Annotated in this window: 26 protein-coding genes; 15 read left to right on the top strand and 11 right to left on the bottom strand. The window is 37.9% G+C overall.

Annotation, left to right across the window (positions count from 1 at the left end; all coding sequences use genetic code 11):
• The 5 genes from ACTCNA_RS07190 to ACTCNA_RS07170 all read right to left on the bottom strand — a co-directional run.
• Positions 1-456 (bottom strand): class I SAM-dependent methyltransferase (locus ACTCNA_RS07190; protein WP_462947226.1); only part of this gene is annotated, 456 nt, incomplete at its 3' end.
• A complete protein-coding gene (locus ACTCNA_RS07185; protein WP_462947225.1) occupies positions 444-1556 on the bottom strand; it encodes an HNH endonuclease domain-containing protein in 1113 nt (370 codons plus the stop codon). The genes ACTCNA_RS07190 and ACTCNA_RS07185, both read right to left, overlap by 13 nt.
• Before the next feature lie 11 nt (positions 1557-1567).
• The gene (locus tag ACTCNA_RS07180; protein WP_462947224.1) at positions 1568-2926 is read right to left on the bottom strand and encodes a hypothetical protein; all 1359 of its coding nucleotides are present in this window, start codon (positions 2924-2926) and stop codon (positions 1568-1570) included.
• On the bottom strand, positions 2916-3815 hold the full coding sequence (locus ACTCNA_RS07175; RefSeq protein ID WP_462947223.1) for a DUF4007 family protein: 900 nt from the start codon (positions 3813-3815) through the stop codon (positions 2916-2918). Before ACTCNA_RS07175 ends, ACTCNA_RS07180 begins: the two co-directional genes overlap by 11 nt.
• Before the next feature lie 163 nt (positions 3816-3978).
• Positions 3979-4257: a hypothetical protein gene (locus ACTCNA_RS07170; protein WP_462947222.1), complete on the bottom strand. Its 279-nt coding sequence runs from the start codon at positions 4255-4257 to the stop codon at positions 3979-3981.
• A gap of 151 nt (positions 4258-4408) precedes the next feature.
• Here ACTCNA_RS07170 and ACTCNA_RS07165 point away from each other — a divergent pair, with 151 nt between their 5' ends.
• The 3 genes from ACTCNA_RS07165 to ACTCNA_RS07155 all read left to right on the top strand — a co-directional run bounded on the left by ACTCNA_RS07165 (position 4409) and on the right by ACTCNA_RS07155 (position 7500).
• Positions 4409-5326: an ABC transporter ATP-binding protein gene (locus ACTCNA_RS07165; RefSeq protein ID WP_462947221.1), complete on the top strand. Its 918-nt coding sequence runs from the start codon at positions 4409-4411 to the stop codon at positions 5324-5326.
• A 14-nt stretch (positions 5327-5340) separates the two neighbouring features.
• Positions 5341-6681, top strand: coding sequence for an ABC transporter permease (locus ACTCNA_RS07160; RefSeq protein ID WP_462947220.1), 1341 nt, complete (start codon positions 5341-5343; stop codon positions 6679-6681).
• Positions 6682-6750: 69 nt separating this feature from the next.
• Positions 6751-7500 (top strand): glycosyltransferase family 2 protein, encoded by a 750-nt coding sequence (locus ACTCNA_RS07155; RefSeq protein ID WP_462947219.1) that lies wholly within the window; start codon positions 6751-6753, stop codon positions 7498-7500.
• 6 nt (positions 7501-7506) lie between these two features.
• On the opposite strand, the gene ACTCNA_RS07150 is transcribed toward ACTCNA_RS07155, so the two are convergent.
• Positions 7507-9072 (bottom strand): ArnT family glycosyltransferase, encoded by a 1566-nt coding sequence (locus ACTCNA_RS07150; RefSeq protein WP_462947218.1) that lies wholly within the window; start codon positions 9070-9072, stop codon positions 7507-7509.
• A 335-nt stretch (positions 9073-9407) separates the two neighbouring features.
• Here ACTCNA_RS07150 and ACTCNA_RS07145 point away from each other — a divergent pair, with 335 nt between their 5' ends.
• The 5 genes from ACTCNA_RS07145 (at position 9408) to ACTCNA_RS07125 (ending at position 15295) form a co-directional block, all read left to right on the top strand.
• Positions 9408-10358 carry a glycosyltransferase family 2 protein gene (locus ACTCNA_RS07145; RefSeq protein ID WP_462947217.1) on the top strand — a complete coding sequence of 317 codons (951 nt, stop codon included), beginning with the start codon at positions 9408-9410 and terminating at the stop codon, positions 10356-10358.
• Positions 10345-11124: a hypothetical protein gene (locus ACTCNA_RS07140; protein WP_462947216.1), complete on the top strand. Its 780-nt coding sequence runs from the start codon at positions 10345-10347 to the stop codon at positions 11122-11124. The genes ACTCNA_RS07145 and ACTCNA_RS07140 overlap by 14 nt, the downstream gene beginning before the upstream one ends.
• Positions 11125-11126: 2 nt before the next feature.
• On the top strand, positions 11127-12029 hold the full coding sequence (locus ACTCNA_RS07135; RefSeq protein ID WP_462947215.1) for a lysylphosphatidylglycerol synthase domain-containing protein: 903 nt from the start codon (positions 11127-11129) through the stop codon (positions 12027-12029).
• Complete coding sequence (locus tag ACTCNA_RS07130) at positions 12016-13713, top strand: hypothetical protein (protein WP_462947214.1); 1698 nt, start codon at positions 12016-12018, stop codon at positions 13711-13713. Before ACTCNA_RS07135 ends, ACTCNA_RS07130 begins: the two co-directional genes overlap by 14 nt.
• Before the next feature lie 103 nt (positions 13714-13816).
• Complete coding sequence (locus ACTCNA_RS07125; RefSeq protein ID WP_462947213.1) at positions 13817-15295, top strand: ArnT family glycosyltransferase; 1479 nt, start codon at positions 13817-13819, stop codon at positions 15293-15295.
• Between the two features lie 24 nt (positions 15296-15319).
• Here the strand turns inward: ACTCNA_RS07125 and ACTCNA_RS07120 are convergent, their stop codons facing one another.
• The 3 genes from ACTCNA_RS07120 to ACTCNA_RS07110 form a co-directional block, all read right to left on the bottom strand.
• Complete coding sequence (locus tag ACTCNA_RS07120; RefSeq protein ID WP_462947212.1) at positions 15320-16936, bottom strand: hypothetical protein; 1617 nt, start codon at positions 16934-16936, stop codon at positions 15320-15322.
• Positions 16926-17870, bottom strand: a complete 945-nt coding sequence (locus tag ACTCNA_RS07115) for a glycosyltransferase family 2 protein (RefSeq protein WP_462947211.1) — start codon at positions 17868-17870, stop codon at positions 16926-16928. Before ACTCNA_RS07115 ends, ACTCNA_RS07120 begins: the two co-directional genes overlap by 11 nt.
• A gap of 120 nt (positions 17871-17990) precedes the next feature.
• Entirely contained in the window at positions 17991-19607 is a 1617-nt protein-coding gene (locus ACTCNA_RS07110) for an ArnT family glycosyltransferase (RefSeq protein ID WP_462947210.1), read from the bottom strand.
• A 181-nt stretch (positions 19608-19788) separates the two neighbouring features.
• Here ACTCNA_RS07110 and ACTCNA_RS07105 point away from each other — a divergent pair, with 181 nt between their 5' ends.
• The 3 genes from ACTCNA_RS07105 to ACTCNA_RS07095 all read left to right on the top strand — a co-directional run bounded on the left by ACTCNA_RS07105 (position 19789) and on the right by ACTCNA_RS07095 (position 22150).
• A complete protein-coding gene (locus tag ACTCNA_RS07105) occupies positions 19789-20112 on the top strand; it encodes a hypothetical protein (protein WP_462947209.1) in 324 nt (107 codons plus the stop codon).
• Positions 20113-20244: 132 nt separating this feature from the next.
• Positions 20245-20727, top strand: coding sequence for a pantetheine-phosphate adenylyltransferase (gene coaD / locus ACTCNA_RS07100; RefSeq protein ID WP_462947208.1), 483 nt, complete (start codon positions 20245-20247; stop codon positions 20725-20727).
• Entirely contained in the window at positions 20720-22150 is a 1431-nt protein-coding gene (locus ACTCNA_RS07095) for a peroxiredoxin family protein (RefSeq protein ID WP_462947207.1), read from the top strand. Before coaD ends, ACTCNA_RS07095 begins: the two co-directional genes overlap by 8 nt.
• Here the strand turns inward: ACTCNA_RS07095 and ACTCNA_RS07090 are convergent.
• Positions 22138-22758, bottom strand: a complete 621-nt coding sequence (locus ACTCNA_RS07090) for an NUDIX hydrolase (protein ID WP_462947206.1) — start codon at positions 22756-22758, stop codon at positions 22138-22140. The genes ACTCNA_RS07095 and ACTCNA_RS07090 overlap by 13 nt on opposite strands.
• 30 nt (positions 22759-22788) lie before the next feature.
• On the opposite strand from ACTCNA_RS07090, the gene pyrE reads away from it, so the two are divergent.
• The 4 genes from pyrE to ACTCNA_RS07070 are packed head-to-tail and all read left to right on the top strand — an operon-like array spanning position 22789 to position 24503.
• Complete coding sequence (gene pyrE, locus ACTCNA_RS07085; protein ID WP_462947205.1) at positions 22789-23424, top strand: orotate phosphoribosyltransferase; 636 nt, start codon at positions 22789-22791, stop codon at positions 23422-23424.
• 33 nt (positions 23425-23457) lie between these two features.
• The gene (locus tag ACTCNA_RS07080; RefSeq protein WP_462947204.1) at positions 23458-23661 is read left to right on the top strand and encodes a hypothetical protein; all 204 of its coding nucleotides are present in this window, start codon (positions 23458-23460) and stop codon (positions 23659-23661) included.
• The gene (locus ACTCNA_RS07075) at positions 23646-24047 is read left to right on the top strand and encodes a PIN domain-containing protein (protein WP_462947203.1); all 402 of its coding nucleotides are present in this window, start codon (positions 23646-23648) and stop codon (positions 24045-24047) included. Before ACTCNA_RS07080 ends, ACTCNA_RS07075 begins: the two co-directional genes overlap by 16 nt.
• A 12-nt stretch (positions 24048-24059) precedes the next feature.
• Positions 24060-24503 carry a hypothetical protein gene (locus ACTCNA_RS07070; protein WP_462947202.1) on the top strand — a complete coding sequence of 148 codons (444 nt, stop codon included), beginning with the start codon at positions 24060-24062 and terminating at the stop codon, positions 24501-24503.
• Positions 24504-24509: 6 nt separating this feature from the next.
• Here ACTCNA_RS07070 and ACTCNA_RS07065 read toward each other — a convergent pair whose 3' ends face one another.
• Entirely contained in the window at positions 24510-25253 is a 744-nt protein-coding gene (locus ACTCNA_RS07065) for a biotin--[acetyl-CoA-carboxylase] ligase (protein WP_462947201.1), read from the bottom strand.
• Positions 25254-25405 lie beyond the last annotated feature (152 nt).

Below are 25405 nucleotides of genomic sequence, written 5' to 3'. Positions count from 1 at the left end.
ATAAATCTCAACATTTTCATTTCTAAAAATGGATTTGTAACCCAGTTTAACGATGCATTGGTAAGTTGGTTTCTTGTAAATTTTGTGAGTTCTAAATCCTTCATATTTGATATCTCTTCTTACTGCAAAATAGGCTTTTCCCGTTGGTTTAAGCAATCGCGAAACTTTTATCAAAACATCGGTTTGTTCTTCGGGAAGTAAAACATTTAAGACATAAAAACATAAAACTGTATCAAATTTACCAGTTGGATATTCCGAAAAATAATGCTTATCGTAGCCCGTAATTTCAATCCCTTTCGATTTCAGCACCTCAACGTCTTTTCCAAACCCACAGCCAAAATCAAGTACTCTGCCTTTTATTTTGTTTTGGTTTAATAAAATTCTGGCAGGGAAAGAAAGCTTTTCTCGTTCTTTGGCTGTTAAGTGATTATATGGATTAGATTTTAGATTTTCCATTCTATGTATCCCCGATTATTTATGAGATATCTGCAACTATCTTGAAGATGGGCAAATGCATTTTCTTGCCAATTTGTATTAGAATTATTTCCAAGAAGTGATATTTGAATTTCTTTTTGAAATCTTTCAAATTGATTTTTATTTAACAACTCCCAATAATGAATAATTAAATCTTTCCTTTTCTCAATCAAATGAGTAGAGGGGATTTTGTCTCTTTTCTGATTATTGATTGTTGCTTTTGAGGGAAGTAAATTCCATAAATCATTATTTTTCCAAATTGAAAAAGGTATTAAATGGTCAACTTGATAATTTGAAATTGGATCTCCTGTCCAGACACAATAAACTTTTCCTTCTTTGTTCAAAATGGTTTCGAAAATTCTTTTCGATTCTTTTATATCTCTATCGGTAATTGGATTTTTTAATACTTCACCAATCACTTTTTCAATAGATATATTATTTCCTGAAGCTTTAACTGAGAACTCTGCCCATTTAAATAATATTGAATCTTGGCCATTTATAAAACTTCCAAGTATACGAAAAGCGTCATAGTATTCGATTGGAATTGAAAAGTTTCCAAAATTGGTTATTAAGTATTCAATATCAATTAAATCGGACTTTCCCCCTTTTGATTTTGGTTCAAATTGGAATATCGAATAATATTCATCACTTATTGAACGCCCTATGTATTTCATGGGCATCCGTATAATTGTATTTTTAATTTTCTTTGCTAAATCAAAAAATTCTGGGATAAGATTTGGCGGTAGTCCTTTGCTTTTTAAATCATTATAAAAAGCAGATAATCCCCCGATATTTCTATATTCTTTAATGAGTTTTTTAAACTGAGTTTCAAATGCAAGTTTTGCTACTCCATTGATTTGTGGAATATTATCGTTGGCTTCCAAAATTGGATAATAGTATAACAACCATTTTTCAACAAGCAAACCTATTGGAAAATATGCTCTGTTATGTTTAAAATCGATGTATGGAGAATTGTCCTGAATTATATCAATTACACCTCGAAGTAATGCAAACTTGTAAGTGGTAGTTTTACTGTCTCTTTCGATTATTTTACTAATATTCGCAAATACTTCGTCCCTCATTGTAGGTTCTTTCAATTTAAATTAATAATTGAAAAATCTTTTGTCACCTGCCCTTCTGCCAGTTCTAATTCCAGGTTGATGTCAAAATCGGTTCCTTTAAAAAGAACATATCGTTGACTATATTCCCTAAACCGGATAATTTGTTTTGTTTCCAGGATATCAATTAATGGGCTTGCATCAGTAACATTTAAGGCGACATTTGCATAAGTGGTTAAAAAAAATTTGGTTACTTTCTGTCCCTGCCTTCCAAGAACAGAGATTAATCCAATTGTTTTAATTAGCTGGGCAGCATCATCAAAATCTTTTTCAAATATAGTCTCGGCTCTTTGCAAGGCTTCATCAATTGATTTCCAATGTGCAGAATCCTGATTATATCTTGAATTTAATAAGCTGTGAAAATTATGTTTTAGATAGTCGTATATACGAGCAACATTATAATATTCCTTACCACTTTTAAAATCGTTAATGCCCAAATAATCTTCAGACTCAAGTAGAGAGAAGAGAGACCGTTCATTTTGCCCATATCGTTGGAACGCAACAGTTACAACAGAAGCAGATAAAATATCTAATGGAAAAAGTTTCCGGGCAAAATCAAAAGAAAAGTAATCCCTCATGGGAAACACATCCGCCTTTTTTATGGAATCGAATAACTGTTTTTGTTTTTTCACGGAGATGTGACAAGGATATTTTTTATCGCTGATTCGTTCAGATGCTAAAAACAGAAGTTGTTCAACAGGTTCATTAAAAGAAACCTCGGTTAAGCGTCCTTTAACTTTATCCCATTCATTTTTCTGTGGTTTGGTTAAAGCCAGTGCATAATCTTCAAAAGGTTGATGCAAGGTGGTAATAAAAAGGATTGGCAAATCCGGTGTGTTCACAAATTCTGCTAACTGCTGAATAAAGTACAACTCTTTTTCGGGGCTTTCTTTTGCGGCATATTCAAGAAACTTTCCAAATTCATCAACAACAATCAACTGGCCAATCCGGGCTTTTTTCTTTTTTTCGGTGACAGATTTTAGGTTTTCAAAAATGTTTTCATTGGTCTTAATTCCTAAAGTATCGCAAAATTCTTCTTTAAAAGAAGTGTAACTTCCAACTATAAAAACTGGATCAAAAGAATCAATAAAACCGTCAAGGGGATTAATAAAATAATCGGCTTTTTTATTCAGTACTTTTTCCAGAGCCAGGATAAATGCAGACTTTCCTGTTCCGTAAGCACCGATAATATTAAACGACTTTCTTCCATTTTCTTCAAATGCCGAAACTATTTTTTGAAATGCTTTTTCACCATTTCTTGTCGGAATGTAATCAAGGTGACTGTTGGCATCGCGGAGAATATTTATGGAAGGAGAATAATATTTAGGTTGCATAGTAATTTCTTAAAATTTCCCATTTGTTTAGACCTTCCGGCAATACCAAAACCAAATTACCTGCAGTTTCAGAAACAATAATTTCCGAAAATTCTTTTTCAATTTCTTTGAGTTTTTTATACAGCCCGTCTTTACTAAGCAGAAAAATTAATCCAGGGCTATTCGGTTCTATTTCTAACCGCTTGACTGCGATGTTTCTGGATTCCTTGAAATTATCCAATATGGTAAAAAGCAAAATTGCTGGTGGTAAAGAATTCCTGCTTTCGCCATGCAAATGAAACCATTTGACTTTTTCTCTTCTATTGGTTCCTTCTTTTATTTCATCTTCAACGGTGGTGGAAATTAATTCCAACTCAATCATTAAACTATTGATTTCTTCCTCAAAATCTTTCGATACATTTTGGTAATCTACTTTTTCATACAAACGTGCAAAAACAGAAATGTCTTTATCAATCGTATTTACATTTAATGTGTTGTCATCCATTTCAGCATACTTTCGCTTAATAAATGCTTTCAGTTGACTTTTGTTGAAAACCGCCCTTTCCTTTCGAAATTCATTAAATATTAAGTGGTAGATGGAGGCATAATTTGTTTTCAGCAAATAATAATGTAATAACCAGATTGAACCAATGTCTTCGAGGAAAGGATCTAATCCATCGTCCGAAAGTAAATTCTTTGCAAAATCAGTTAGTTCCTTTTTCTTTCCGTCGTAAAGTCCTAAAGCTTTCATCCAAAAGCTTATGGACGCTACCATGTTTTTTCCAACACCTAAATCGACCACTGCACTTTCATTGCTGAAACTTCCACTACTGTTAATAAAATCAAACCCTTTTTTAGGCCAAAAAGTCCTGACAACAAAAGTTTCGTGACCTGTAAATCGTATATTCATAACACCTGTGTGGTATCTTAATTTTCAGTAAAGATAAAAAAAACAGAAAATTGTATAAATCTGAAACATTATAATCTTATCAAGATTCTTTGAACACCGTAATTTTCTTGTCTCGTCCATTCGGAAAGGAAATCTGTTATTACTAAAGTTGTAAATATTCATATTAAAAATAGAACTTATAATTAAACAGCGAAAAAATTCCCAGTTGGTAAACCGTTTCAACTTCAACGGTGTTGGAATCAAATGTCTGGTTGAGCGGATTTTTGTGGTTGGTTACATTTTCCACGTAAAACTCCCAAACCTGCGAAACCTTTTTGCCATCGAGGCAGTAACCGATTTTTACATCCGCTTTTAAATAACCCGGAAATTGTTTTGAATACGCGAGTTCATCCATGGAAACAGTATTAAAAGCACCGTCATCGTTATTTTTTGAAGCTTCCACATCAATGGGTGTGTAGCGCTTGCCGCCGGCCCAGGTTGCTTTCAGAAGAACAGTTTAATTTTTTCGATAAGTCTGGTTATTTTTCCAGTAAATAAAGCTTACGTTGTAACAAACAGTTCATAAATTGTACCCATCAAAAAAATAACAAGGAATGGAATTATTCAGCGCGAACAATGTTACCAAAGTTTTTGCCGGCACCCGGGCACTTACCGATGTGAGCATTTCAGTAGGAGAACAAAGTATATTTGGTTTACTGGGGCCCAACGGGGCGGGAAAAACTACCCTTATCAGAATAATCAACCAAATTACTGCTCCCGACACCGGCGAGGTTCGTTTGCAGGGAAGGCGCATGCGGGCATCCGATGTGGCACACATTGGCTACCTTCCCGAGGAACGGGGCCTCTACCCCAAAATGAAAATTGGCGAACAAGCCATTTACCTGGCCCGGTTAAAAGGACTCAGCCGGAAAGAGGCCGTGGCCAACCTGAAAAAATGGTTCACCAGGTTTGACATCATGGACTGGTGGAACAAGAAAATTGAAGAGCTCTCGAAAGGAATGCAGCAAAAAGTGCAGTTTATTACAACCGTTGTGCACGAGCCAAAGTTGCTTATCTTCGACGAACCTTTCAGTGGCTTCGACCCCATAAATGCCAATCTGCTGAAAAGGGAAATTCTGCAATTGCGCGACGAAGGGGCCACCATCATTTTCTCTACCCACAATATGGGCTCGGTAGAAGAACTTTGCGACCACATCGCACTCATTAACAAATCAATAAAAATTGTGGATGGCCCAACCCACGAAATACGCGAAAAATACAAATCGAACATTTTTGAAGTGAAGTACAAAGGCGATTTCAAAAAAGTGGACCAAACGCTGGGTAACCAGGTCAAAATTCTGGAACACACCGAAAATGAAAAAGCAAACCGGATACGCATTCAGCATTTAAAAGGCGGAACCAGCAACGAGTTGTTGCAGGCATTAATTCCGGTTGCCGAAATTGTGGCCTTCGAAGAAATAATCCCCAGTATGAATGATGTTTTCATTAAAGCAGTTGAGGAAGATAAATAATAAACCAAAGGAAAATGAACAAAACAATTCTGATACTAAAACAAGAATACTTAAAACGGGTTAAGAAAAAATCGTTTATTATACTCACACTGCTGGTGCCGTTACTTTTTGTGGGGATGTTTGCCCTCATCATCCTGTTATCGATAAACAACGATAAACAGGAGCGCACCATTGCAGTTTTCGATGAATCGACACTTTTCCTCGGAGAACTGGAACAGGACGAATACACCAAATTTCATTTTATTCCGAAAGAAAAGTACAATGAGTTGAAATCGGACCTGAAAAACAGCGAGTTTTATGCATTGTTGTACATTCCTGAAAATATTTATTCGGCCGGAACAGCACAACTTATTTCTGCAAAGCAGGTGCCCATTGAATTGACCGAAAAAATTCAACGCCGGCTGAGCCAGTTCATCGAAAAAGACAAACGCCAGAAAGTTATTGACGAAGCAGGCATCCCCGATTTGGACGAACGCCTCGCAGCAACCCAAACTTCGGTAAAACTAAATACCCTGAAAATATCGGAAACCGGCGAGGCCACACAAAGTTCTTCTGAAGTGGCATTCATTGCCAGTTACGCCATGGGATTCATCATCTATTTCTTTGTTTTCATGTATGGTTCCATGGTTATGCGCAGCGTAATGGAAGAAAAGAAAAACCGCATTGTGGAGGTAATTATTTCGTCGGTGAAACCGTTTCAGCTGATGGCCGGGAAAATAATAGGCACCGCGCTGGTTGGCCTCACCCAGGTAGCTATTTGGGTTATAGTTGGAATGATTGTTTTAACCGCCATGCAAAGCTTTTTTACGCCCGAAAGTGCACAGCAAATGGGACAAAGCCTGATGGAAAGCCGGCAATCGATGGGCCCGGAAATGACACAGGCTGCTGACCAAAACCAGGTTGCCGCAGCGCTCGACATGATTGGCAACCTTAACCTCGGCCTGATTCTTTTTACTTTTGTATTCTATTTCCTGGCCGGTTACCTCATGTACAGTTCGCTCCTGGGAGCTGTTGGAGCGGCTGTAGATAACGACGAAGATTCGCAGCAAATGGTATTCCCCATCACTTTTCCACTCATTCTTTCCATCATGCTGCTTTTCCCCATTGCCCGGAATCCTGAGGGGCCTGTTGCTTTCTGGGGCTCGATTATACCGTTTACCTCTCCGGTGGCCATGCTGGCCCGCATCCCCTACGGAATACCAACCTGGGAGCTGCTGCTCTCCATGTTTTTGCTACTGCTGGCTACGGTTGGTGCAATTTGGGTAGCTGCAAAAATTTACAAAACCGGCTTGCTGATGTACGGCAAAAAGGTAAACCTCAAAGAGTTAATAAAATGGCTGCGCTATAAAAGCTGAAAGCACGATTCAAGAAGTCCGGCATCTGCTTTTTTCTTGTTATTTTTACACGCAAAAACCAAATCGGAGATGGTTAAAAACAAAAAGGTGATCGTTGTTCTTCCTGCATATAATGCCTCAAAAACACTGGAGAAAACCTACAACGAAATTGATTTTTCGATTATTGATGATGTTATCCTGGTAGATGACCTGAGCAACGACGACACCGTGGAAGTCGGGAAAAAACTGGGCATTAAACACATTGTGGAGCACAAACTAAACAGAGGTTACGGCGGAAACCAGAAATCGTGCTACAACAAAGCGCTCGAGTTAGGTGCCGACATCGTGATTATGCTCCACCCCGATTACCAGTACACACCAAAATTAATTCCGGCAATGACGCACCTGCTGGCCAGCGGATTGTACCACGTGGTTCTGGGCTCCCGGATTCTGGGAAAAGGTGCGCTGAAAGGCGGCATGCCCATGATAAAGTACGTTGCCAACCGGGGGCTTACTTTGATTCAAAACATTCTGATGAATGCCAAGCTTTCGGAGTATCACACCGGTTACCGCGCATTTACCCGCGAAGTGCTGGAAGCCGTAAACTACAATGCCAACTCCGATAACTTTGTATTCGATAACCAGATGCTGGCGCAAATCTGGTACGCCGGTTACGAAATTGCCGAAATTACCTGCCCCACCAAGTATTTCGACGATGCCTCGAGCATCAGCCTGAAAAGCAGCAGTATATACGGTTTTGGGGTTTTAAGAACATCGGTGCAGTTCAGGTTGCAAAAGTGGGGGATTTCAAAATTCAACTATCTGAAATACAACAGATAATCCTGATCAATTTGATTGTTGATTTTCCGGTTTTATATTTCGGATATCATACACAGAAACATTCTCGAATTCACCAATTTTGTTATTAATAAATGGCTGTAAAACTTCAGAAGACAAAATGGATGAGTCATTTACAATCAGGTATTTTGCTCCCTGTTCAATCCGCCTGTAAAAGGTTTCCTTCTTTGAAAAATCGCTGCCAAAAGTTGTATAACCTTTTCTGTTCATATAATACAATGTTGAATTGATGGAAGTATCAGGCAACGAAATAACTTTATCATCTTTACTGATTCCCAATCTTTTAAACAGGGGTTCAATTTCCAGCAGCGCCTGGTGAAACTTTGTGAACGGTGCATTCATCCAGCCCCGGTAACGAATTTGCAAATGTTCCCGGCAGGTAACCACATTCCAAACAAAAAACAATGTAAAGAATCCGTAAACTGCATAATTCAGGTATCGGCTCAAATTAAGTGTTCTGAACTGAATGACGAAAATTGTCCAGACAGCAACAAGCACAACTACAAGGTTAATCATGTAATAATCGTGGTAATCGAGAATTTGAAACCAGAACAGCACCTGCATAATAAATCCGGCCGGCAGAACAAGGACAAAATAACGGTAAACCGGTTTCATCCTTTTGATGGTAATCAGCAAAAATAACCAGATACCAACAGTTAAATATTGTGTAACCGGCCAAAATAACTGTTTAAAATAAATTTTTCGTTGAACGTCAATTACTCTTAAAAAATTCTCCTCAGTAATATTCCATATTGGCCATATTCCGTGAACGGAAAAATGTCCCTGATTGACAGAATTGTAATAATCGGCATAAAGATACCAGGCGATAACAGGTAAAAGAAAAAGTACAAATGGCAAAAAATGCTTTATCTTAAAATTAAATATGCGCTGCTGATTTTGCTGAAAGATTAACTCGAAAACAACCCATCCGCCAAGTGCAATAAACGAAATGGCTGAAGTCACTTTTAACAGCATAGCGAGGCAGAAAAGCAAAGCTGCCCACCAAAGATTAAGCTGCCTTCGTTTTTTTATAAATCGTACAACGAAATACCAGGCTATAAATACCAACGAAAGCGCCGGCACATCAGGTAAAAAATTAGGGCCATAAAAAACAATCATGGGCGAAGTAAATACCAGCAAACTGACAAAAGCTGCCCAAAAATAATTTTTAAACAGGTATTTTAATGTGGAGAATAAAGCCAACATTCCAGTAAAAAAAATAAGGATTTGAACCAGTTTAAATATCCATTCATGCTTACCGAATACATCCCATAGCTGTGCAACCACATAATAAATAACCGGAAACTCACCCACGGCTTTTCCTGAAGTTCCCCCGTTTCCAAACTGGTTATGCATTTCTGGTTGCAGAAATGGCAGGTCGTGCTGATAATAATTTTGAGTTAACGAAAGACAATTTGTTTGCCGCCAAACATGAACAGACTGAGGAGGATAAAACATTGATTCATGCAATCCGTAGTAAAAAAACATAGCCACAAAAACCAACAGAAACAGAAGATTACCGAACCATTTTGATTTTATAATATTTGTTCTCATAAAAACATCTGCATTTAGCTACAATTTTGCAGTTGAAAAGAAGCCAACTGAAAATGAAAAATTGTTAATGAGAGTGAAAGGCTGAACTGCACATTCCCAAAAATTTGGTTCAAATATAAATATTAAAGCTATTATCCGCACTTTTTTTTGGTTCTAAAACAGGAAGAAAAACTTCGCATTTTTGATTGATTAAACACAAGTGCTGATTGCAGTTTCAGGTTTCTGCTAAAAAATAGTAATTTTACTCCTTTAAAAATCATCATAAAAAAAATTTCCTTTTAAATCAGGAAAAACCAGTGAAACGAACAATTGAAAATTCTGAACAAAAACTCTGAATGTATAAACAAAAAAAAATAGGCCTTGTAATACCCGCTTTTAATGAAGAAGAGAACATACAAGACGTTCTGATTCGCATTCCGGAGTATATCGACAAGTTGGTGGTGGTGGATGACGGTTCAGATGACGACACTGCAGAAATTGCCGCAAAAAACGGGGCCACGGTCATCAATCACAAAAAAAACCGGGGCGTGGGAGCCACTTTCAATACTGGTGTAAAATACATGCTCACAGCCGGTATCGACATCATGGTTAACATGGATGCCGACGGGCAGTTTAACCCCGAAGACATTTCGAAACTACTGGACCCGATTGTGGAAAACAGAGCCGATTTTGTAACGGCATCGCGGTTTAAAGACAAAGATTTGGTGCCGGTGATGTCGCCTGTAAAATTGTGGGGAAACCGGCAAATGTCGCGGTTTGTGGGCTGGCTCACCGGCGAAAAATTCCATGATGTTTCCTGCGGGTTCCGGGCCTACTCCACCGAAACACTTCACCGGATGAATTTATTCGGCACTTTTACGTACACCCAGGAAACTTTTATCGACCTGGTTTTCAAAGATATGACTATCATGGAAGTTCCGGTAAAAGTGCTGGGGAAACGAAGCAAAGGAAAATCGCGCGTGGCCTCCAACCTGTTTAAGTACGCGTTTCAAACCCTGAAAATTATTTTGCGCACTTTTCGCGATTACAAACCTTTCAAACTTTTTGGGTTTGTTTCGCTGCTATTTGCGCTGGCGGGTTTGGTATTTTTAATTGTGCTGTTCTACTTCAAATTCACCACCGGTTCTTTCACTCCGTACAAATGGAGTGGATTGGCAGCGGGTGTGCTGTTCCTCTCCTCGCTTATCTTTTTGCTTTTGGGATTCATTCTCGACATGTTTGCCCGGATGCGCCACAACCAGGAAGAAATTCTTTTTCAATTAAAAAACCAGAATGGAAGACATTAAAAAAATTCCAGTCACTTTTATTTTGTCCACCGGACGGACAGGCACGCAGTTTTTTGCCAAATACCTTACGCAAACCTGCAACCATGTGCTGTGTTTGCACGAGCCACCTCCCACCCGCCGGTTTAAATGGTACTCCAATTATTACCTTACCAACCGGCTTTCGTCACAATTTGTGGCCGGAGAATTTCTAAAAACCCGACATAAAATTTTAACAAATTTCAGCGAAAAAGAATATGTTGAATCGAGTAACATGATTTTTGGGTGCATGAAACCCATTGCTTCCGAAATGGAAACGGTGAAAGTAATTCATATCATCCGGCACCCGCTTACTTATATCCGGTCGCACCTGAACAAAGGGTTCTGGAACGGGATTAAAGGATTTACCGCCCGCAATATTCCGGGATGGGTAGAATTTGTAGATAAAGATATCCGCAAAAGCAACGACCCGGTTTTGATACTGGCTGCCCGCTGGATGTATGTGAACCGGGTAATTGAAAATTATCAACAGGATTTTCCATATCTCAATTTCCGGTTTGAAGATTTGTTTGTGAAGCCGGGTGAAAAATCATTGCAATCGCTCAACCAAATCCGAAATTTTGTGGGTTGTGAGAATCTAAAAGATGAAGAAAACCTGGATTGGCTGGCTAAACCTTCCAATCAGTCGAAAACAAACATTTCCGAAAAATGGCCGGTTCAGCAAAAACACCTCGATTATTTGAAACAGGAAGGAAGTGATTTGCTGGCGAAATACGACTACGATTTATAAATATGAAGAAGTGGACAAAATATTTCGTATACATTTCGGTACTGTTCCTGATTTATGCTTTGTGGAAAGCCGATTACCTGATTATTCCTGAAATTCAAAATTATTTTCTCCTGGCAGGTTCGGTCGTTTTTTTAATTGCCGGCTACCTGACAAAAAGTTTTGCATGGACACAAACTCTGAAATTCAAAAACCTTCCGGTGACGTTTCGAAGCGGGGTAACCTCGGTTGGGTTGGCCGAGCTGGGGAAATACATACCGGGGAAACTCTGGATAATTCTGGGCCGCGCCGGCTACATTTCCGAAAACTATTCCTGGAAACTGAAAGACACTTCTTACGTCTCTTTTTACGCGCAAATACTTACCATCTGGACCGGGCTGCTCATTGGTGCCGCCGGATTTTTGTTCATTCCAATTCCAGCCAAGTGGGCCATCGTTTTTATTGCAGGTTTTGTATTACTCACCTTGATATTATTTGTGCCCTCACTGCAGGACTACTTTTTGAAAATCAGCAATAAATTATTCAAAAAAAACATTGAACTGCCGGTTATCCGGGTAGGTGAACTCATCCGGCTGGTACCCTTTTTTCTGTTCGACTGGATTATCCGAATTGCTGGTTTCGCTTTGCTGCTCGGAGCATTGTCGCCCGATTTTTTGCAACTGCTGTTTTTGCCCGGCTATCCGCTATCGATTACAATGGGGATTCTGGCTGTTTTTGCTCCCGGCGGACTTGGCGTGCGCGAAGGTGTGCTGGTTTTCTGGCTACACCAGGGAGGCCTGCCTGTTGAAACGGCAACTACCATTTCATTGATCACGCGGTTGTGGATGTTATTCGGAGAAATCGTTATATTCGTTCTGGCATTACTATTAAAAAGAATATCAACAAAAACCGACAATGCAAAAAATTAAAAACAGCTTTTCACGAATAGTTATCTGGTTCATTTTGGCCGCTGTGGTGCTGGTAAATTTCAGTCATCATAAATGGCAAAGCGGAACCGTAATCGAGCACGATGTAAAGGCCTATTACTCCTACCTGCCGGCGGCATTCATTTACAACGATTTGACCCTGAAATTTCTGGATGATAATCCCCGGATATTTGATGAAATGTGGCCGGTAACGCTGCCCAACGGAAACAAAATGATTGTCACTTCGTATGGAATGTCCTTGTTGTATTCGCCTTTCTTTATTTTGGCGCATGGCTATGCGTTGCTCGACAATAATTTCGAAGCCGACGGATATTCATTGCCTTACAGTCTGGCGCTCACTTTCAGCGCCGCATTTTATTTGTTGCTCGGACTGTTTTTTTTACGAAAACTGCTTAAACGCTACTTTAAAGAAAGGATTGTGGCAATGGTTTTACTGGCAGTTGCAGTAGGTACCAACCTGGCCTATTATGCTACTTATGAAGCTGCCATGACCCACTGTTACAATTTTGCGCTGATTACTGTTTTCACCTGGCTGGTGATTAAATGGTACGAATCGCCATCGCGAAAAAAAGCCATTGCCGTTGGAACATTATTCGGACTGATTGCATTGGTGCGGCCGTCAAATATTCTGGTTTTTTTTATTTTGCTGCTTTGGGATGTAAAAACCTGGAACGATTTTACCGCGCGGCTTTGGTTTTACATCAAACGATTCGATTTTGTGCTGATTATGCTGCTTTTTTTCTTTCTGGTTTGGATCCCACAATTTTTTTACTGGAAAGAAATAACCGGCCACTGGATTTTCTATTCCTACAGCACCAAGGATGCCTCCTTCTTCTGGGGAAATCCCCAAATATTTGATATTCTTTTCAGCTATAAAAAAGGATGGTTTGTTTATACGCCAATCATGTTCATTGCTTTTCTGGGAATTTTCCTGTTGCGCAAAAGAATGAAAGAGGCATTTTGGCCCATTCTGATTTTTACTATTCTGAACATTTATGTCCAGTCGAGCTGGTGGAGCTGGTGGTTTGGTGGTGCATTCGGCCTCCGGGCGTTTATCGATTCCTACGGAATTATGGCGATTCCGCTGGCAATGGTTTTGGATGTCGCTTCGCAAAAAAAATTTTTGAAATATGTAGCGCCGTCGGTTTTAGTCGTGCTCATTTGGTACAACACTTTTCAATTGAGGCAGTACACCAAGGGTGCCATTCATTTTTGGTGGAATAACAAGGAGGCTTATTGGGAAAACTTCCTTCGGCTTCACCCTTCCAGCGAATATTGGGATATGGTACGGGTTCCAGATTATTATTTGGCAAGAAAGGGGATTTACGAAGCAGTTACCCCGGTTGAAAAAAGAAGACGCGATTTGTGGAGAGGTTACCGTGACAACTACATCAACACGGTTAAACAGAATCAGCAAGTGCTCGACAGCCTGAAATTATATACCACAGGAGTGGAAAAAACTATTGACGAAGCTATAAAAGACCTGGCATCGAAGCGCGTAGGAAATGAACTGCAGAAAAAAGAGGAAGAGATCAAAAACAGGATTACCGGCGATAAGGAGTGGAATAAATTTGTGAAAAAACTGGCATTGAAAAATGAAATTCCTTATGATTCAGCTCTAAACATAGAGTTCAAAAGAATCATAAACACCTTGTATTTTAAGTAGTTGTTTTAATAGGTTCCGATGAAAAATGTAAGTATAAAAATACGATTGACTGATTACACTAATCTTTTCACAGGCATTTTTTAATTTCAAATATGCGAATAAAATGATAAGGCCGTTTGAGAGTGTACTTACAAATAAAATATATAAATCTGCAATTGTCTTGTTGATTTTTTTGCCCGTATTGTTTATTAATGTCCGAAGTAGTCATAACTGGGGTGGTGATTTTGCTCAATATATAAACCAGGCAAAATGCATAAGTGAAGGACGAAGCCAGTCTGAAACCGGGTATATCTTTAATGAGCAAAATCCTTACCTGGGACCACCTACATACCCCATTGGATTTCCACTTATATTAGCCCCACTTTATTATTTCTTTGGCAACAATATATCAGTTTTTTCATTTTTAATTTCAATTTTTCTGTTGGCTTTATCATTTATCCTTGTTAAAACTTTCAACTTATACTTTAATTATTTAATCTCAGTTTTAATGGCAGTAGCTTTCATATATAATCCATGGCTATTGCGGTTTAAATCTACTATTGTATCTGATATCCCTTTTGCGTTTTTCTTTTTGTTGGGAATATATTTCTATCTGAATAAATTTAATTCAGAAAAAACAAAAATCAGGTTTTCAATTTTACTCGGTTTAATAATTTGCATTTCGATGCTAATAAAGAGCATAGGTGCCTTAATCATTTTCGGAATTTTCTTTGAAAAAATAGTGGCCTCATTAAAAAACAGGAATTTTAAATTTGCCCGTTTTCATGATCCACTTATAATTTTGGTAACCATTCTATTTTTTTACATACTCTCAAATTATATTATCTTTCCTACTGATACTGAACACTATTCTTTTTTTTCAACTTTATTTAATTTGGACAATATTGTTGGAGCTATCAAATCGAACTATAGTTACTATTTTGTTTTAATAAAAAATTATTTCTCAGATGATGTTGTAATAAGTGCAATTACCATAACTCTGTTTTTGTTGGGTTTTATCAAAAAAATAATAAGCAAAGCAGATATTGCAGATTACATTTTTATAGCCTATTTAATAATCATATTCTCTTTCCCAGCTGTTCAGGGTTTCAGATATTTACTTCCGGTATATCCAATCATTCTAATTTATATTGTGTTTGGTTTTAAGTCGATTAAAATAAATTTTCCAAGCAAAAGAAATGTTTTTTTGACTATAGCTGTGTCAAGTTTATTGATTTTAATTTATTACAATGGTATATCATCAGTAATTAAATCTCAAAAAAAGACTCTTGCCGGTCCACAAACAAGTTATTCAACCGAAACATTCCATTACATACAAAAACACACAGATGAAAATTCAGTCTTTGCATTTATAAAACCCAGGGTATTAGCCCTATACACAGAAAGACAATCTATTGGTATTGGTAAAGGGAAAAGCATGGAAGAAATTGACCAAAAATTTTCAGAGGTTGGAGTAAATTATATCTTGACAGTTGAGGATAAAAAAAGCAAACAGTTTGAGAACTACATTAAAAACTACAACAATAAATTAGAACTAATTTGGGAAAACGATAAGTTTAAAATTTTCAAAAGAATAAATTAAATCCAGAAATACATGCAGTGAATCCTATTCATTTAAAAAGTAGGCTTCTTTATTTCTTTTATAGCCAAATTCAGGAACCTTCAAAATATCTATTTTCCCATTGGACAAAGAATCGGCATCATTTATTAATTGTTGATAAAATTCTCCTTCAGGGTTAAGGTTATTAAGTAAAATAAAACTAAAACGCGGTGTATGGTATTTCCCTTTTCCGCCTGAGTGGTACCAGTTTTCATTTGTTACATGGTACCAGGGGCGGAGATTATCATGGACTGCATAAATTCTGACATTTTCTTTAGAAAACATAGTAGTTCTTTTGGCGTACCAGTAGTTTGCGATTCCAAATTGCAGATTATGTTTTTTCGCTATTTCATCAATTAATTTCACTTCCTCGGGGTAATAATTCTTAAAACTTATTAATCCAAGGATTGTACTGTTATTTTTTTCATTTCTTATCACAGAAAAAATAGCTGCAATAATTAACATTAAAGTCAAAATAGATACACCAGTTGAAAGTTTTGGTATTTTCCTCACTAACAAAAACAAAATCACTGGAATGAAACTAACTGCAATATAAAATGCAGCAAAATTGTACCGTAAATGAGCACCGCTTGGAGAAAAAGTACCGTGAACAACTGGGGTTAATGCAATAATAATAATAAACCCGGTAAAAAAAACAACTAATAATTTTTCTTTTAAATTGTTATAAATTTTCCCTTTCGCAAAAAGTGCATTTAAGAATAAATAGATTCCTGCAATTATTGATATAATGCTAATAATAATTATAATCATTTCAATTCCTCCTGCTTCTAACATACCATTGAGTTTATTGACATAATTGATACCTGCAGATTCTATTTTTTGAGGGTCAAATTTTCTGTACCCAAGACCAATGATATAAATGTAATCACTGTTCTTAATGAAAGAATAAGTAATCATACCTAAAACTGTTGAAAAAATTGAGCCAACAGAACTAAGTATTATTCTTTTTCTATGCCTTTTATTACCAATAAAAAACAAGGCAAGGAGAGAAGGAACAACAAAATACATGATTAAAAATCTGTCGGAAAGTACTCCTAAAAACACTGATAGAGAAAGTAAAACGAAATAGACAATTGTGCCTTTTTTAAAATAAAACAAAAAGAAAAGCAGTGATATTAAAGCCATTAAATAGGTGCCTCCATGAAAGCCGACTAAAAATAAATACGCGGTTTCAACAAAATAACCCATTACCAGGTATTGGTGCAGAAATATAGCATAACCTAAATTTACAAGTATAAGATAACGGAAATCTATTTTTTCAAAGACATATTTAATAATACCTGCTGTTAAAACATTAACGGCAAGAACATAAAAAATAGAATATAAAAGGCTGGCTATTTTAAAATTACCTGCAATATAATATAATATAAAATATACAGGCCACTCCGGGAAAAAGTTGGGGGCAGCATTTAGATGCCATCCGGAGAAACCGGAGTTATCAATAAAAATATCTTTATAAATTGATGGCAGATATAAGGCATCGGAATTAAAAAAAATACTTAATTCTTTTTCAGTTAAGCTGCCGAAAACTTGCAGTACAAATACAAGATTTAATAAAAGTGTAAGGTAGAATAAAACTTTGAAGAGGATTTTATTTCTCATTTGAAATTTCTATTTGATCGATAATATAATTGGGTCGTTTTTTATTCTCGATGAAAAGTTTTCCTAAATATTCTCCAATAATACCTAACATTAACAATTGGAGTCCCCCAATAAAAAGCACACTCACAATTACCGAAGTCCAACCTTCAATCGCTTTATCTGTAAACAATCCGATATATAAGGCATATATCATATAAACGATTGCTACCACAGACAGAACCAGTCCAAAAATGATTGAAATCCTTAATGGTTTTACACTAAAAGAAGTAATTCCTGTTATGGCAAAACTAATCATTTTTTTAACCGTATATTTTGTTTTTCCATACTTACGTTCATCAGGAAAATAATTTAGTGTATATTGCTTAAATCCTATCCATGGAATTGCTCCCCTGATAAATAAATTTTGTTCGTTTAGTTTCCGCAGTTGTTGTAAGACCTTTTTATCTATTAATCGGAAGTCTGCAGTACCTGATTCAATTTTCACATAACTAAAGAAGTTCAAAACGGTATAAAAACTTTGAGACGTTAACTTTTTAAAAATAGATTGATTTTCATTATCGCACCGTTTGGTATTTACAATATCGAATCCTTTTTCCCAATATTTAATCAGTTCAGGAATTAAATCTGGGGGGTGTTGTAAATCAGCATCCATGGTTATTACAACATCTGTTTCAGCATGATCTATTCCTGCTTTTATTGCGTTTTGGTGACCAAAATTTCTGGAAAAAGAAATAAAATCAATATTAGAAAACTTATCTCGTAATTCTTTTATTTCTACTAATGTATTGTCACTGCTACCATCATTGATGAATAATATCCTGAAGTTATAATTTTTTAAAAGTTGATTTTTAAAAATTTCCTGAAGTTTTTTATTTAAATAAGTAAGATTATTTTCCTCATTATAGCAAGGAACGATAATACATAAAGTTTTCATAAAGGCATTTTTTATAAAAATAACAATAAAAATATTTTTTTGGTTTTGGATAATGGTACTATTTCATATTGAGCTATAAACTAAATTTTGTCTACAAATCAAAAGAAAAAAACAAAAGAGTTATTTTACTTTTACTAAATAATTATCGGTTAGGCTTTTCTCGCGTGTTTTAATATTCAAAAACTGTAAACTAATTTCATTCATTCCATGCTGTTTAATAATAAAAACAGTATCAACTTTATTTTTTATTCTCATAATATCCTGATATTTAGTTTTATTAGTGTATATCCAACTGTCAGATATTTCCATAACCTCCCGTAATCTGTCTCCATTAACAATATCTTCAATCTTCTCATCGGCCATAAAAAACAGTTCATATTCTTCCAGTGCGAAATTATACAATTTATCTCCCGGTTTCCGGGTTTCTTCAAAAATCTCCAGCGCCTGACGGGCTCCCTGGTAACGAAACAAGCCGGGAATAAATTCAGCATTCATAAAAATATTGAAGACACCGGTAACAATTACTGAAAAGAAAAGGAGCCGCTTCCAGCTGTCGTGTTCTTTTTGGATAAAAACCCACGACAACACAAAAAGCAATCCCAGCAAAAAAACCGGCAGCCAGGTAAGTTTCTCCGACAAGAAAAAAACCACCGCAATGAAAACCAAAAAAATAATAGTTAAAACCACGCCCTGCAAACACAAAAAACTTCTGCCTCTTTTTAATGACATATTTTTAAATTTCGGCAAATGCCCGGCTGTTACCACTGCAAGCGGCGCAACCATTATCAGGAAATAATGGGGGGCCTTTCCTTTTGAAATACTGTACACAAACAATAAAATCAGGACGCTTCCCAAAATGGCTGTACGTGCCGGGTGAATTTTTCCTGCAGAAAACCAGCTTTTAATTTCGAACCAGATTGCTGCCAGCACAATGAGTGTCCAGGGTAAAAATGCCCACAACATGTTGTAGAGATAAAAAAACGGATCGGTGCTGGAACCTGCGTACTCTCCGGTTACCCGGCCCAAGTTGTTGGTGATGAAATAGAAACGGATGCCTTCCCAGCCAAAACTTTGATACAAATGCCAGAGCGTTGGCGAAATAACAACCAGCACGATTACAATTCCCAAAATCCATTTGGGGTGAAACAGTTGTCGGTAATCTTTTTTTATCAGTAAATAAATCAGCACAGTAAAAAACGGCAACACCGCCCCCACCGGACCTTTGGCAAGCATAGCCAGCCCAATTCCAACAAATCCCCAAACAAAATTTCTGACTTTTCGATTTTCGAGGTAGGCAATAAGTTGCCACAGTGCCAGTGCAACACCAGCCTGCAATATGGTGTCGGTATGAATATCGAGCGTGTAGAGAAAAAACATTTGCGAAGTACCGGCAATCAGCGCGGCTGTTAATCCTGCTTCGCGTGAAAATAAAAGTCGGCCAAGTTTATATGCAAACCACAAACTGCTGATTGCAAAAAGAAACGGGAAAAGTTTAAATGCAAAATTGCAATTCCCAAACAATTCAATTCCCAAACCGGCCAGCCAGAAAAGCAAATGCGGTTTCTGGTCGTAGGGTTCGCCGTTAATTTTCAGGACCAGCCAGTCGCCCGATTCAACCATTTGCCGGGAAATGGCGGCATACAAACCCGAGTCGCCCGTCAGGTCGATAAACAAACCAAAAATCCAGGCTACTCCAATCATCAGAAAGGCCAATCCCCACAAAATGTTTTTCGACAAAATTTTCAAATTGATTCGTTCAGTTAATTTTCAGACAAAATAAAGGAATTAACCTGAAAAATGAAGAATTATTTAGAAATCCGTCCAAGCAAAATGCAAAATCTTGCGGGGAACAATTATCTTCGTTACCGGTTTGGTTTTTCAATGAAATCCGTTAATTTTTGGCTCTGAAAAAATAAAAATGGCAAAATCACTGGTGAATACCAATGCCAGGTTTGGTACGATGCCCGTATTTTTAACGGCACTATCTACTATCCTGGGAGCAATCTTGTTTCTGCGTTTTGGCTGGGTTGTGGGGCAAGTCGGTTTTCCGGGAATTATCGGAATCATCCTACTCGGGCATGTGGTAACCATTCCCACTGCTTTTGCCGTTGCCGAAATTGCCACCAACCAGCGGGTGCAGGGTGGCGGTGCCTATTTCATTATCAGCCGCTCGTTTGGGCTGAACTTCCGAAATGCTGTTCAATCCCGAAGACCTTTCGGAAGGCTACGAAAACCTGGATAACATACTGTTTGTGGGCACCAACCGGGCCAAGGCAATAAACTGATTTCAGGTAACGTTCAGGAAATTAACCGGTTTTAATTGATAGAAGAATTTTAATTTCATTAATTTTGAATCTAAATAATCAGTATTATCATGACAAGAACAGCCATATTCCCCGGGTCATTCGATCCGTTTACCATCGGCCACGAATCCATTGTCAGGCGTGCCGAGCCCATATTCGACAAAATCATAATAATGATTGGTTTTAACGCCAATAAAAAATCGTTTTTTTCGCTTAAAAAAAGATTGAAATGGATTAACCAGGTTTTTGAAAATCAAAATAATATTGAGGTGCGTGTTCACGAAGGGCTCACCGTTGATTTTTGCAAGGAAGTGGGAGCAAAATACATTTTACGCGGACTGCGTACCTCATCCGATTTTGAGTACGAACGCGCCATTGCCCAGATAAACAAAAAAATGCATCCCGAAATTGAAACCGTTTTCCTGCTTACCCTGCCGGAACATACGCCGGTAAACGCCACCATCATTCGCGACATTGTTTTGCACGGCGGAGATGCCAGCATGTTTCTTCCTTCAGGTCTCGACCCAAAAGAGTTTGTAGCCGAAAATGATTAACAAATCTCCAAAATTTATAACGCCATTCCTGCTTTTGGCGCTTTTGCTGATTTGCGCTCCCGTTAGCGCAACAGTAATAAAAGGACAAAATGAAGCTTACGCCGGCCGTGAGCTGATTTTTTTTCGTTATTCTGATGCAATAACCCGGGAAAAAATTTCTGCATTTTCAATAAAAATAGATGCAGACGGGAAATTCAGCAAAGAGATTGAAGCTTCGAATACTGACTTCTTTTTTACTGAATTCGGGATTTATCGGGGACTGCTGTTTTTGGAGGCCGGAAAAGAAATTACACTGAGGCTCCCCCCACTGCGCGAAAAAAGCTTTGCCGACCAGAAAAACCCCTTCTTTAAACCAGTAGAATTCTGGTTTGCTACCGAACAGGGCAATCATCTGAACGATAAAATTTCTGCTTTCGACCAGAAGCTGAACCAGCTGACCGACCAATATTTCAACCGCCTCTATTTCCGGCAGTCGGAACAAATTTTCGACACCCTGAAAACGGAACTCAACCGGCAGTTTGGTTCTGCCAAAGCGCCAACTTTTTTAATGCACAAAAACCTGTCGCTAAAATCGGTTGAAACCGATGCGTTCCGGTTGGGGCCCCGGGAAATTTCCGCAGAGTTGTCTGATGTCGATCCACGTTTCTGGACACATCCGGCTTTTATCGATCTTTTTGAAAAAACATACGCCAACAAACTCAGTTTTGAAGCGAAAACGACCGGGAATGAAGATATTTCCAGAGCTGTGGCAGCAACAAACACAGGCTTTTTAGCTGATTTTTTGAAAAAAAACTACCAGCTTTCGAGCCCAATGCTGGAGCTGGCGTTGCTTAAAATGCTGCACGACAGCTACTACTCCGGCGATTTTTCGCAGGAATCGATTACAAAAATCATTGGCTCCGATTATTTTCAAAAAAACAGGCATAAACAAATTTCGATGGCTGCCCAAAACGTGCTGCAAAAAATCAAATTTTTACGGCCCGGAAGCACAGCTCCGGTTGTTTGCCTGAAAGACACAGACGGCCGCAACAAATGCACGAACAAAAATTCCGGTAAATTCAAATACTTCATTTTTGCCGACACCGAAATGGTGGTGTGCAAAGAACACCTGAAATACCTCACTAAAATTGAAGAAAGATTTAACAAACACCTCGAAATTTATGTGATTCTCCGCAAAACCGATCTGATTGAGATGAAAATCTTTCTCAATGAAAATGAAATTCCAGGCATCCACCTGGTTGATAGTAATGGTAAATTTATTGAACAATACCGGATAAAATCTTACCCCACCTGTTTTTTACTGAACGAAAACCACAACGTTGTTTTTCAGCAAGCCAAAGCCCCGCTCGACGGCTTTGAGCAGCAATTCGGTGCCTTCCTGCAAAAAGAGTTGTTTGAACGGCAGCGTAATCAGGAGCGGTAAAGTTCAATAATCTGTTTCAGATTGGCATAAGTGTTGGCAAGAACCGGATCCAGTTTTTCGGGCGTTATCCATTTCACCTCCAGTATATCCTCTTCGGTTTGCGGCTTTCCACTGAAAGTCCCTGTGTAATCCATCTCAAACCAAAACGTTTCTTTAAAAATCCATTCCCCCGTATTTTCTGAATAAGGCGATTCATAAATGTGATAAGTCGTGGGCAGCGGTTTGATGATTTCATGCCCTGAAATGCCGCACTCCTCCTCCACTTCACGCATTGCAGCAATTTCGGGAGTTTCCCCTTTGTCGATTTTTCCTTTGGGCAGATCCCATTTACCACGGCGGAATATAAAAAGTATTTTGTTGCCCGATTTCACTACGCCCCCCGCGGCACTGATTTCCCGGAACGAACTCCGGAATATTTCAAAAAAATATTCCGGCCTGGGATGCAACAAATAAACCTCCTGAAAATCATCCTCCAGGAAATTTAAAAACCATTTTCTAATTTCATCTTTTTCAACCCAATCGCTGAAAGTTACTGGTGGTTTATTAATTGTTATTTTCACCGGCTCACCAATTTGTATCAACCGGTCATTCAGAAAAACTTTATACATTTGTTTTAAATTAAAATCATTTCAACTATTATGGAAACAACACAAAAAGAAGTTAGCAAAAAACTTTTAGAGTTGAATACTATAAAAATCCAGCCGTTGAGTCCATTTACCTGGGCATCGGGCTGGAAATCACCGATATATTGCGACAACCGGAAAATTTTATCATACCCTGGCACCCGTTCGTTTATTCGCGACAAATTTGCAGAAATTATCCGGGAAAAATACCCGCATGCCGAAGTAATTGCCGGAGTTGCCACCGGAGCAATTGCACACGCAGTTTTGGTTGCTGACGTGCTGGGACTTCCGTTCATTTATGTTCGATCGAAACCCAAAGGGCACGGCCTTGAAAACCTGATTGAAGGCGAAATGAAACCCGGCCAAAAGGTGGTTGTAATCGAAGACCTGGTTTCAACAGGTGTAAGCAGCCTGAAAGCAGCTGAGGCAGTTAATAATTTTGGTGCCGAAGTAATTGGAATGGTTTCAATTTTCACCTATAATTTTAACCTTGCCCGCGAAAATTTCAAAAAAGCAAATATTGAACTGACACCACTCAGCCGCTACCAGGTTTTAATTGACACAGCTTTGGAAATGGGGGAAATTTCGAAAGACCAGGTGGAAACCCTCATGGAATGGCGCGAAGACCCGGCTAACTGGGGAAAAAAGTAGAATTTTTTTCTTAACTTGCTACAAAAAATTGGGATGGAAGAAATCGTTTTGAAAATAAAAGACAAAAGCAAACTGAAGTTTCTGAAACAACTTTTAGAACAACTGGATTTTGTTGAGATGAAAAAATCAAAATCAGTTGAACATTCAGACCATAACTTTTTTGACTCAGCAGGAATGTGGGAAGGAAGAGATATTGACTCTCACAGGTTAAGAGATGAAGCATGGACAAAGAAATAGCTATACTTTGCGATACAGATGTTATCATTGAATTCTATAAAAACAATCAAAAAGTTGTTTCTGAATTACATCTGATTGGAAGAAATAATATTGCAATCAGTACTATTTCAGCAGCTGAACTTATTTTTGGTGCCCTCAACAAGAAAGAATTGAAACAAATAAAAAAAGATATTGAAAGTTTAAACACACTTCATTTAAATCAAAAAACTGAAGCCATCTTTTTGAAGTTACTTGAAAGATATTCGTTGAGTCATAACCTTAAAATTCCGGATGCACTAATTGCATCCACAGCAATTGCAAACGAAATTGAGCTTTTTACCCTAAACAAAAAAGATTTTAAATTTATCAAGGAGCTTAACCTTTATAAATTCCCAAAAATTATTTAAGAATTTTAAAACATGGAGAAATACATAAGCGACGTAAAGTTAATCGATCATAACCAGCAGATTATTTTTGAATACCTTTCGAATTTTGAAAACCTCTCGGAGTATTTGAATTCAGGCTTAATTGAAAAGATCACCAAACAGGTTCCACAGGTAAAAATCACCGATTTTGAGTCGGATCGCGATTCCTGCAAGTTTAACATTACGGGAATGGGAGTTGCCAAAATCCAGATAGTAAACCGCGAACCGTTTAAAACAATTAAAGTGGAAAGTTCGGGAGGCTTACCATTGAGCTTCACATTCTGGATTCAGCTGCTGCCGGTAACACCGCATCAAACCAAAATGCGGCTCACATTGCATGCCGATATGAACATGATGATTAAAATGATGGCAGGCAATAAACTGGCAGAGGGAATTAACCAACTGGCAGAAACGCTTTCAAAACTTCCGTATAAATAGCCGAAGTTAAATCACAAATTCCACCTCTTTAAACTGGAAGGCTTGTTCAGCACCGTTTCTCATCTCAAGAATCAGTTGTCCGTATTCGCCAATTCCTTTAATCCTGGCCTCAAAGAAATCATTTCCTTTTTTGAAACGGCTCCACTGCTCCCGCCGGTATAGTTTTCGGAAATAGGCTGAATCGATGAAATCTTGCTGGCCGTTTTCCAGTTTTTTGTACCAGCTCCATAGTTTGTCTTTTAACTGCAGGACTACGGTTTCAGGTGAATATTTTTTTCGTGTAACTTGCTTAAGCGACACCGGATTGGGCAGTTGCTCACTAAATTTCTCCTGATTCAGGTTCAGCCCCACTCCTATCACCGAAAAATGAATATAGCTCCCACTGACTGAATTCTCGATTAAAATGCCGGCCAGTTTTTTATTTTCAATATAAATATCGTTAGGCCATTTTACTGAAACAGAACCTATTTCATCGCTCAGCAAATCAACCAGTGCCAAACTGATAATTTTTGAAAGGTAGAATTGCTTATCTGCCCTCAGGAATTTTGGGAACAAAATAAAACTTGCCAACATGTTCTTTCCGAACTCACTTTCCCAGTGATTTTCGGCGTGCCCTTTTCCGGCATTCTGGAAGTGTGCCAAAACGACAGTGCCATGATCTGCCTTTCCCGCTGCAATTAACTGCTTGGCATAGTTATTGGTAGAATCAACTTCCTGGATTATGAATGTATTTTTGTCTGTTTTTGTCATTTCAGAAGCGAAATTATCAACTTTAAATTATTTTCCTCATTCGGAGTTATTAAACTTCATGTTTAATAATTTTCAAATCAGCGATAAAAACAAACATAAATAGAAAACACAAAAAAAGAAGTAAGTCAAAAAGATTATCTTTGTGGAGTTAA

Source organism: Tangfeifania sp. (assembly GCF_055108615.1).
The sequence above is the reverse complement of the archived record's forward strand: the minus strand, read 5'-3'. Positions and strand labels throughout refer to the sequence as shown.

Bases quoted from the DNA above. Each gene is read 5' to 3' on its own strand.
- ACTCNA_RS07185 (WP_462947225.1), bottom strand. From the start codon at position 1,556: ATGAGGGACGAAGTATTTGCGAATATTAGTAAAATAATCGAAAGAGAC.
- ACTCNA_RS07180 (WP_462947224.1), bottom strand. From the start codon at position 2,926: ATGCAACCTAAATATTATTCTCCTTCCATAAATATTCTCCGCGATGCC.
- ACTCNA_RS07175 (WP_462947223.1), bottom strand. From the start codon at position 3,815: ATGAATATACGATTTACAGGTCACGAAACTTTTGTTGTCAGGACTTTT.
- ACTCNA_RS07165 (WP_462947221.1), top strand. From the start codon at position 4,409: ATGGAATTATTCAGCGCGAACAATGTTACCAAAGTTTTTGCCGGCACC.
- ACTCNA_RS07160 (WP_462947220.1), top strand. From the start codon at position 5,341: ATGAACAAAACAATTCTGATACTAAAACAAGAATACTTAAAACGGGTT.
- ACTCNA_RS07155 (WP_462947219.1), top strand. From the start codon at position 6,751: ATGGTTAAAAACAAAAAGGTGATCGTTGTTCTTCCTGCATATAATGCC.
- ACTCNA_RS07150 (WP_462947218.1), bottom strand. From the start codon at position 9,072: ATGAGAACAAATATTATAAAATCAAAATGGTTCGGTAATCTTCTGTTT.
- ACTCNA_RS07145 (WP_462947217.1), top strand. From the start codon at position 9,408: ATGTATAAACAAAAAAAAATAGGCCTTGTAATACCCGCTTTTAATGAA.
- ACTCNA_RS07140 (WP_462947216.1), top strand. From the start codon at position 10,345: ATGGAAGACATTAAAAAAATTCCAGTCACTTTTATTTTGTCCACCGGA.
- ACTCNA_RS07135 (WP_462947215.1), top strand. From the start codon at position 11,127: ATGAAGAAGTGGACAAAATATTTCGTATACATTTCGGTACTGTTCCTG.
- ACTCNA_RS07130 (WP_462947214.1), top strand. From the start codon at position 12,016: ATGCAAAAAATTAAAAACAGCTTTTCACGAATAGTTATCTGGTTCATT.
- ACTCNA_RS07125 (WP_462947213.1), top strand. From the start codon at position 13,817: ATGATAAGGCCGTTTGAGAGTGTACTTACAAATAAAATATATAAATCT.
- ACTCNA_RS07120 (WP_462947212.1), bottom strand. From the start codon at position 16,936: ATGAGAAATAAAATCCTCTTCAAAGTTTTATTCTACCTTACACTTTTA.
- ACTCNA_RS07115 (WP_462947211.1), bottom strand. From the start codon at position 17,870: ATGAAAACTTTATGTATTATCGTTCCTTGCTATAATGAGGAAAATAAT.
- ACTCNA_RS07105 (WP_462947209.1), top strand. From the start codon at position 19,789: ATGGCAAAATCACTGGTGAATACCAATGCCAGGTTTGGTACGATGCCC.
- coaD (WP_462947208.1), top strand. From the start codon at position 20,245: ATGACAAGAACAGCCATATTCCCCGGGTCATTCGATCCGTTTACCATC.
- ACTCNA_RS07095 (WP_462947207.1), top strand. From the start codon at position 20,720: ATGATTAACAAATCTCCAAAATTTATAACGCCATTCCTGCTTTTGGCG.
- ACTCNA_RS07090 (WP_462947206.1), bottom strand. From the start codon at position 22,758: ATGTATAAAGTTTTTCTGAATGACCGGTTGATACAAATTGGTGAGCCG.
- pyrE (WP_462947205.1), top strand. From the start codon at position 22,789: ATGGAAACAACACAAAAAGAAGTTAGCAAAAAACTTTTAGAGTTGAAT.
- ACTCNA_RS07080 (WP_462947204.1), top strand. From the start codon at position 23,458: ATGGAAGAAATCGTTTTGAAAATAAAAGACAAAAGCAAACTGAAGTTT.
- ACTCNA_RS07075 (WP_462947203.1), top strand. From the start codon at position 23,646: ATGGACAAAGAAATAGCTATACTTTGCGATACAGATGTTATCATTGAA.
- ACTCNA_RS07070 (WP_462947202.1), top strand. From the start codon at position 24,060: ATGGAGAAATACATAAGCGACGTAAAGTTAATCGATCATAACCAGCAG.
- ACTCNA_RS07065 (WP_462947201.1), bottom strand. From the start codon at position 25,253: ATGACAAAAACAGACAAAAATACATTCATAATCCAGGAAGTTGATTCT.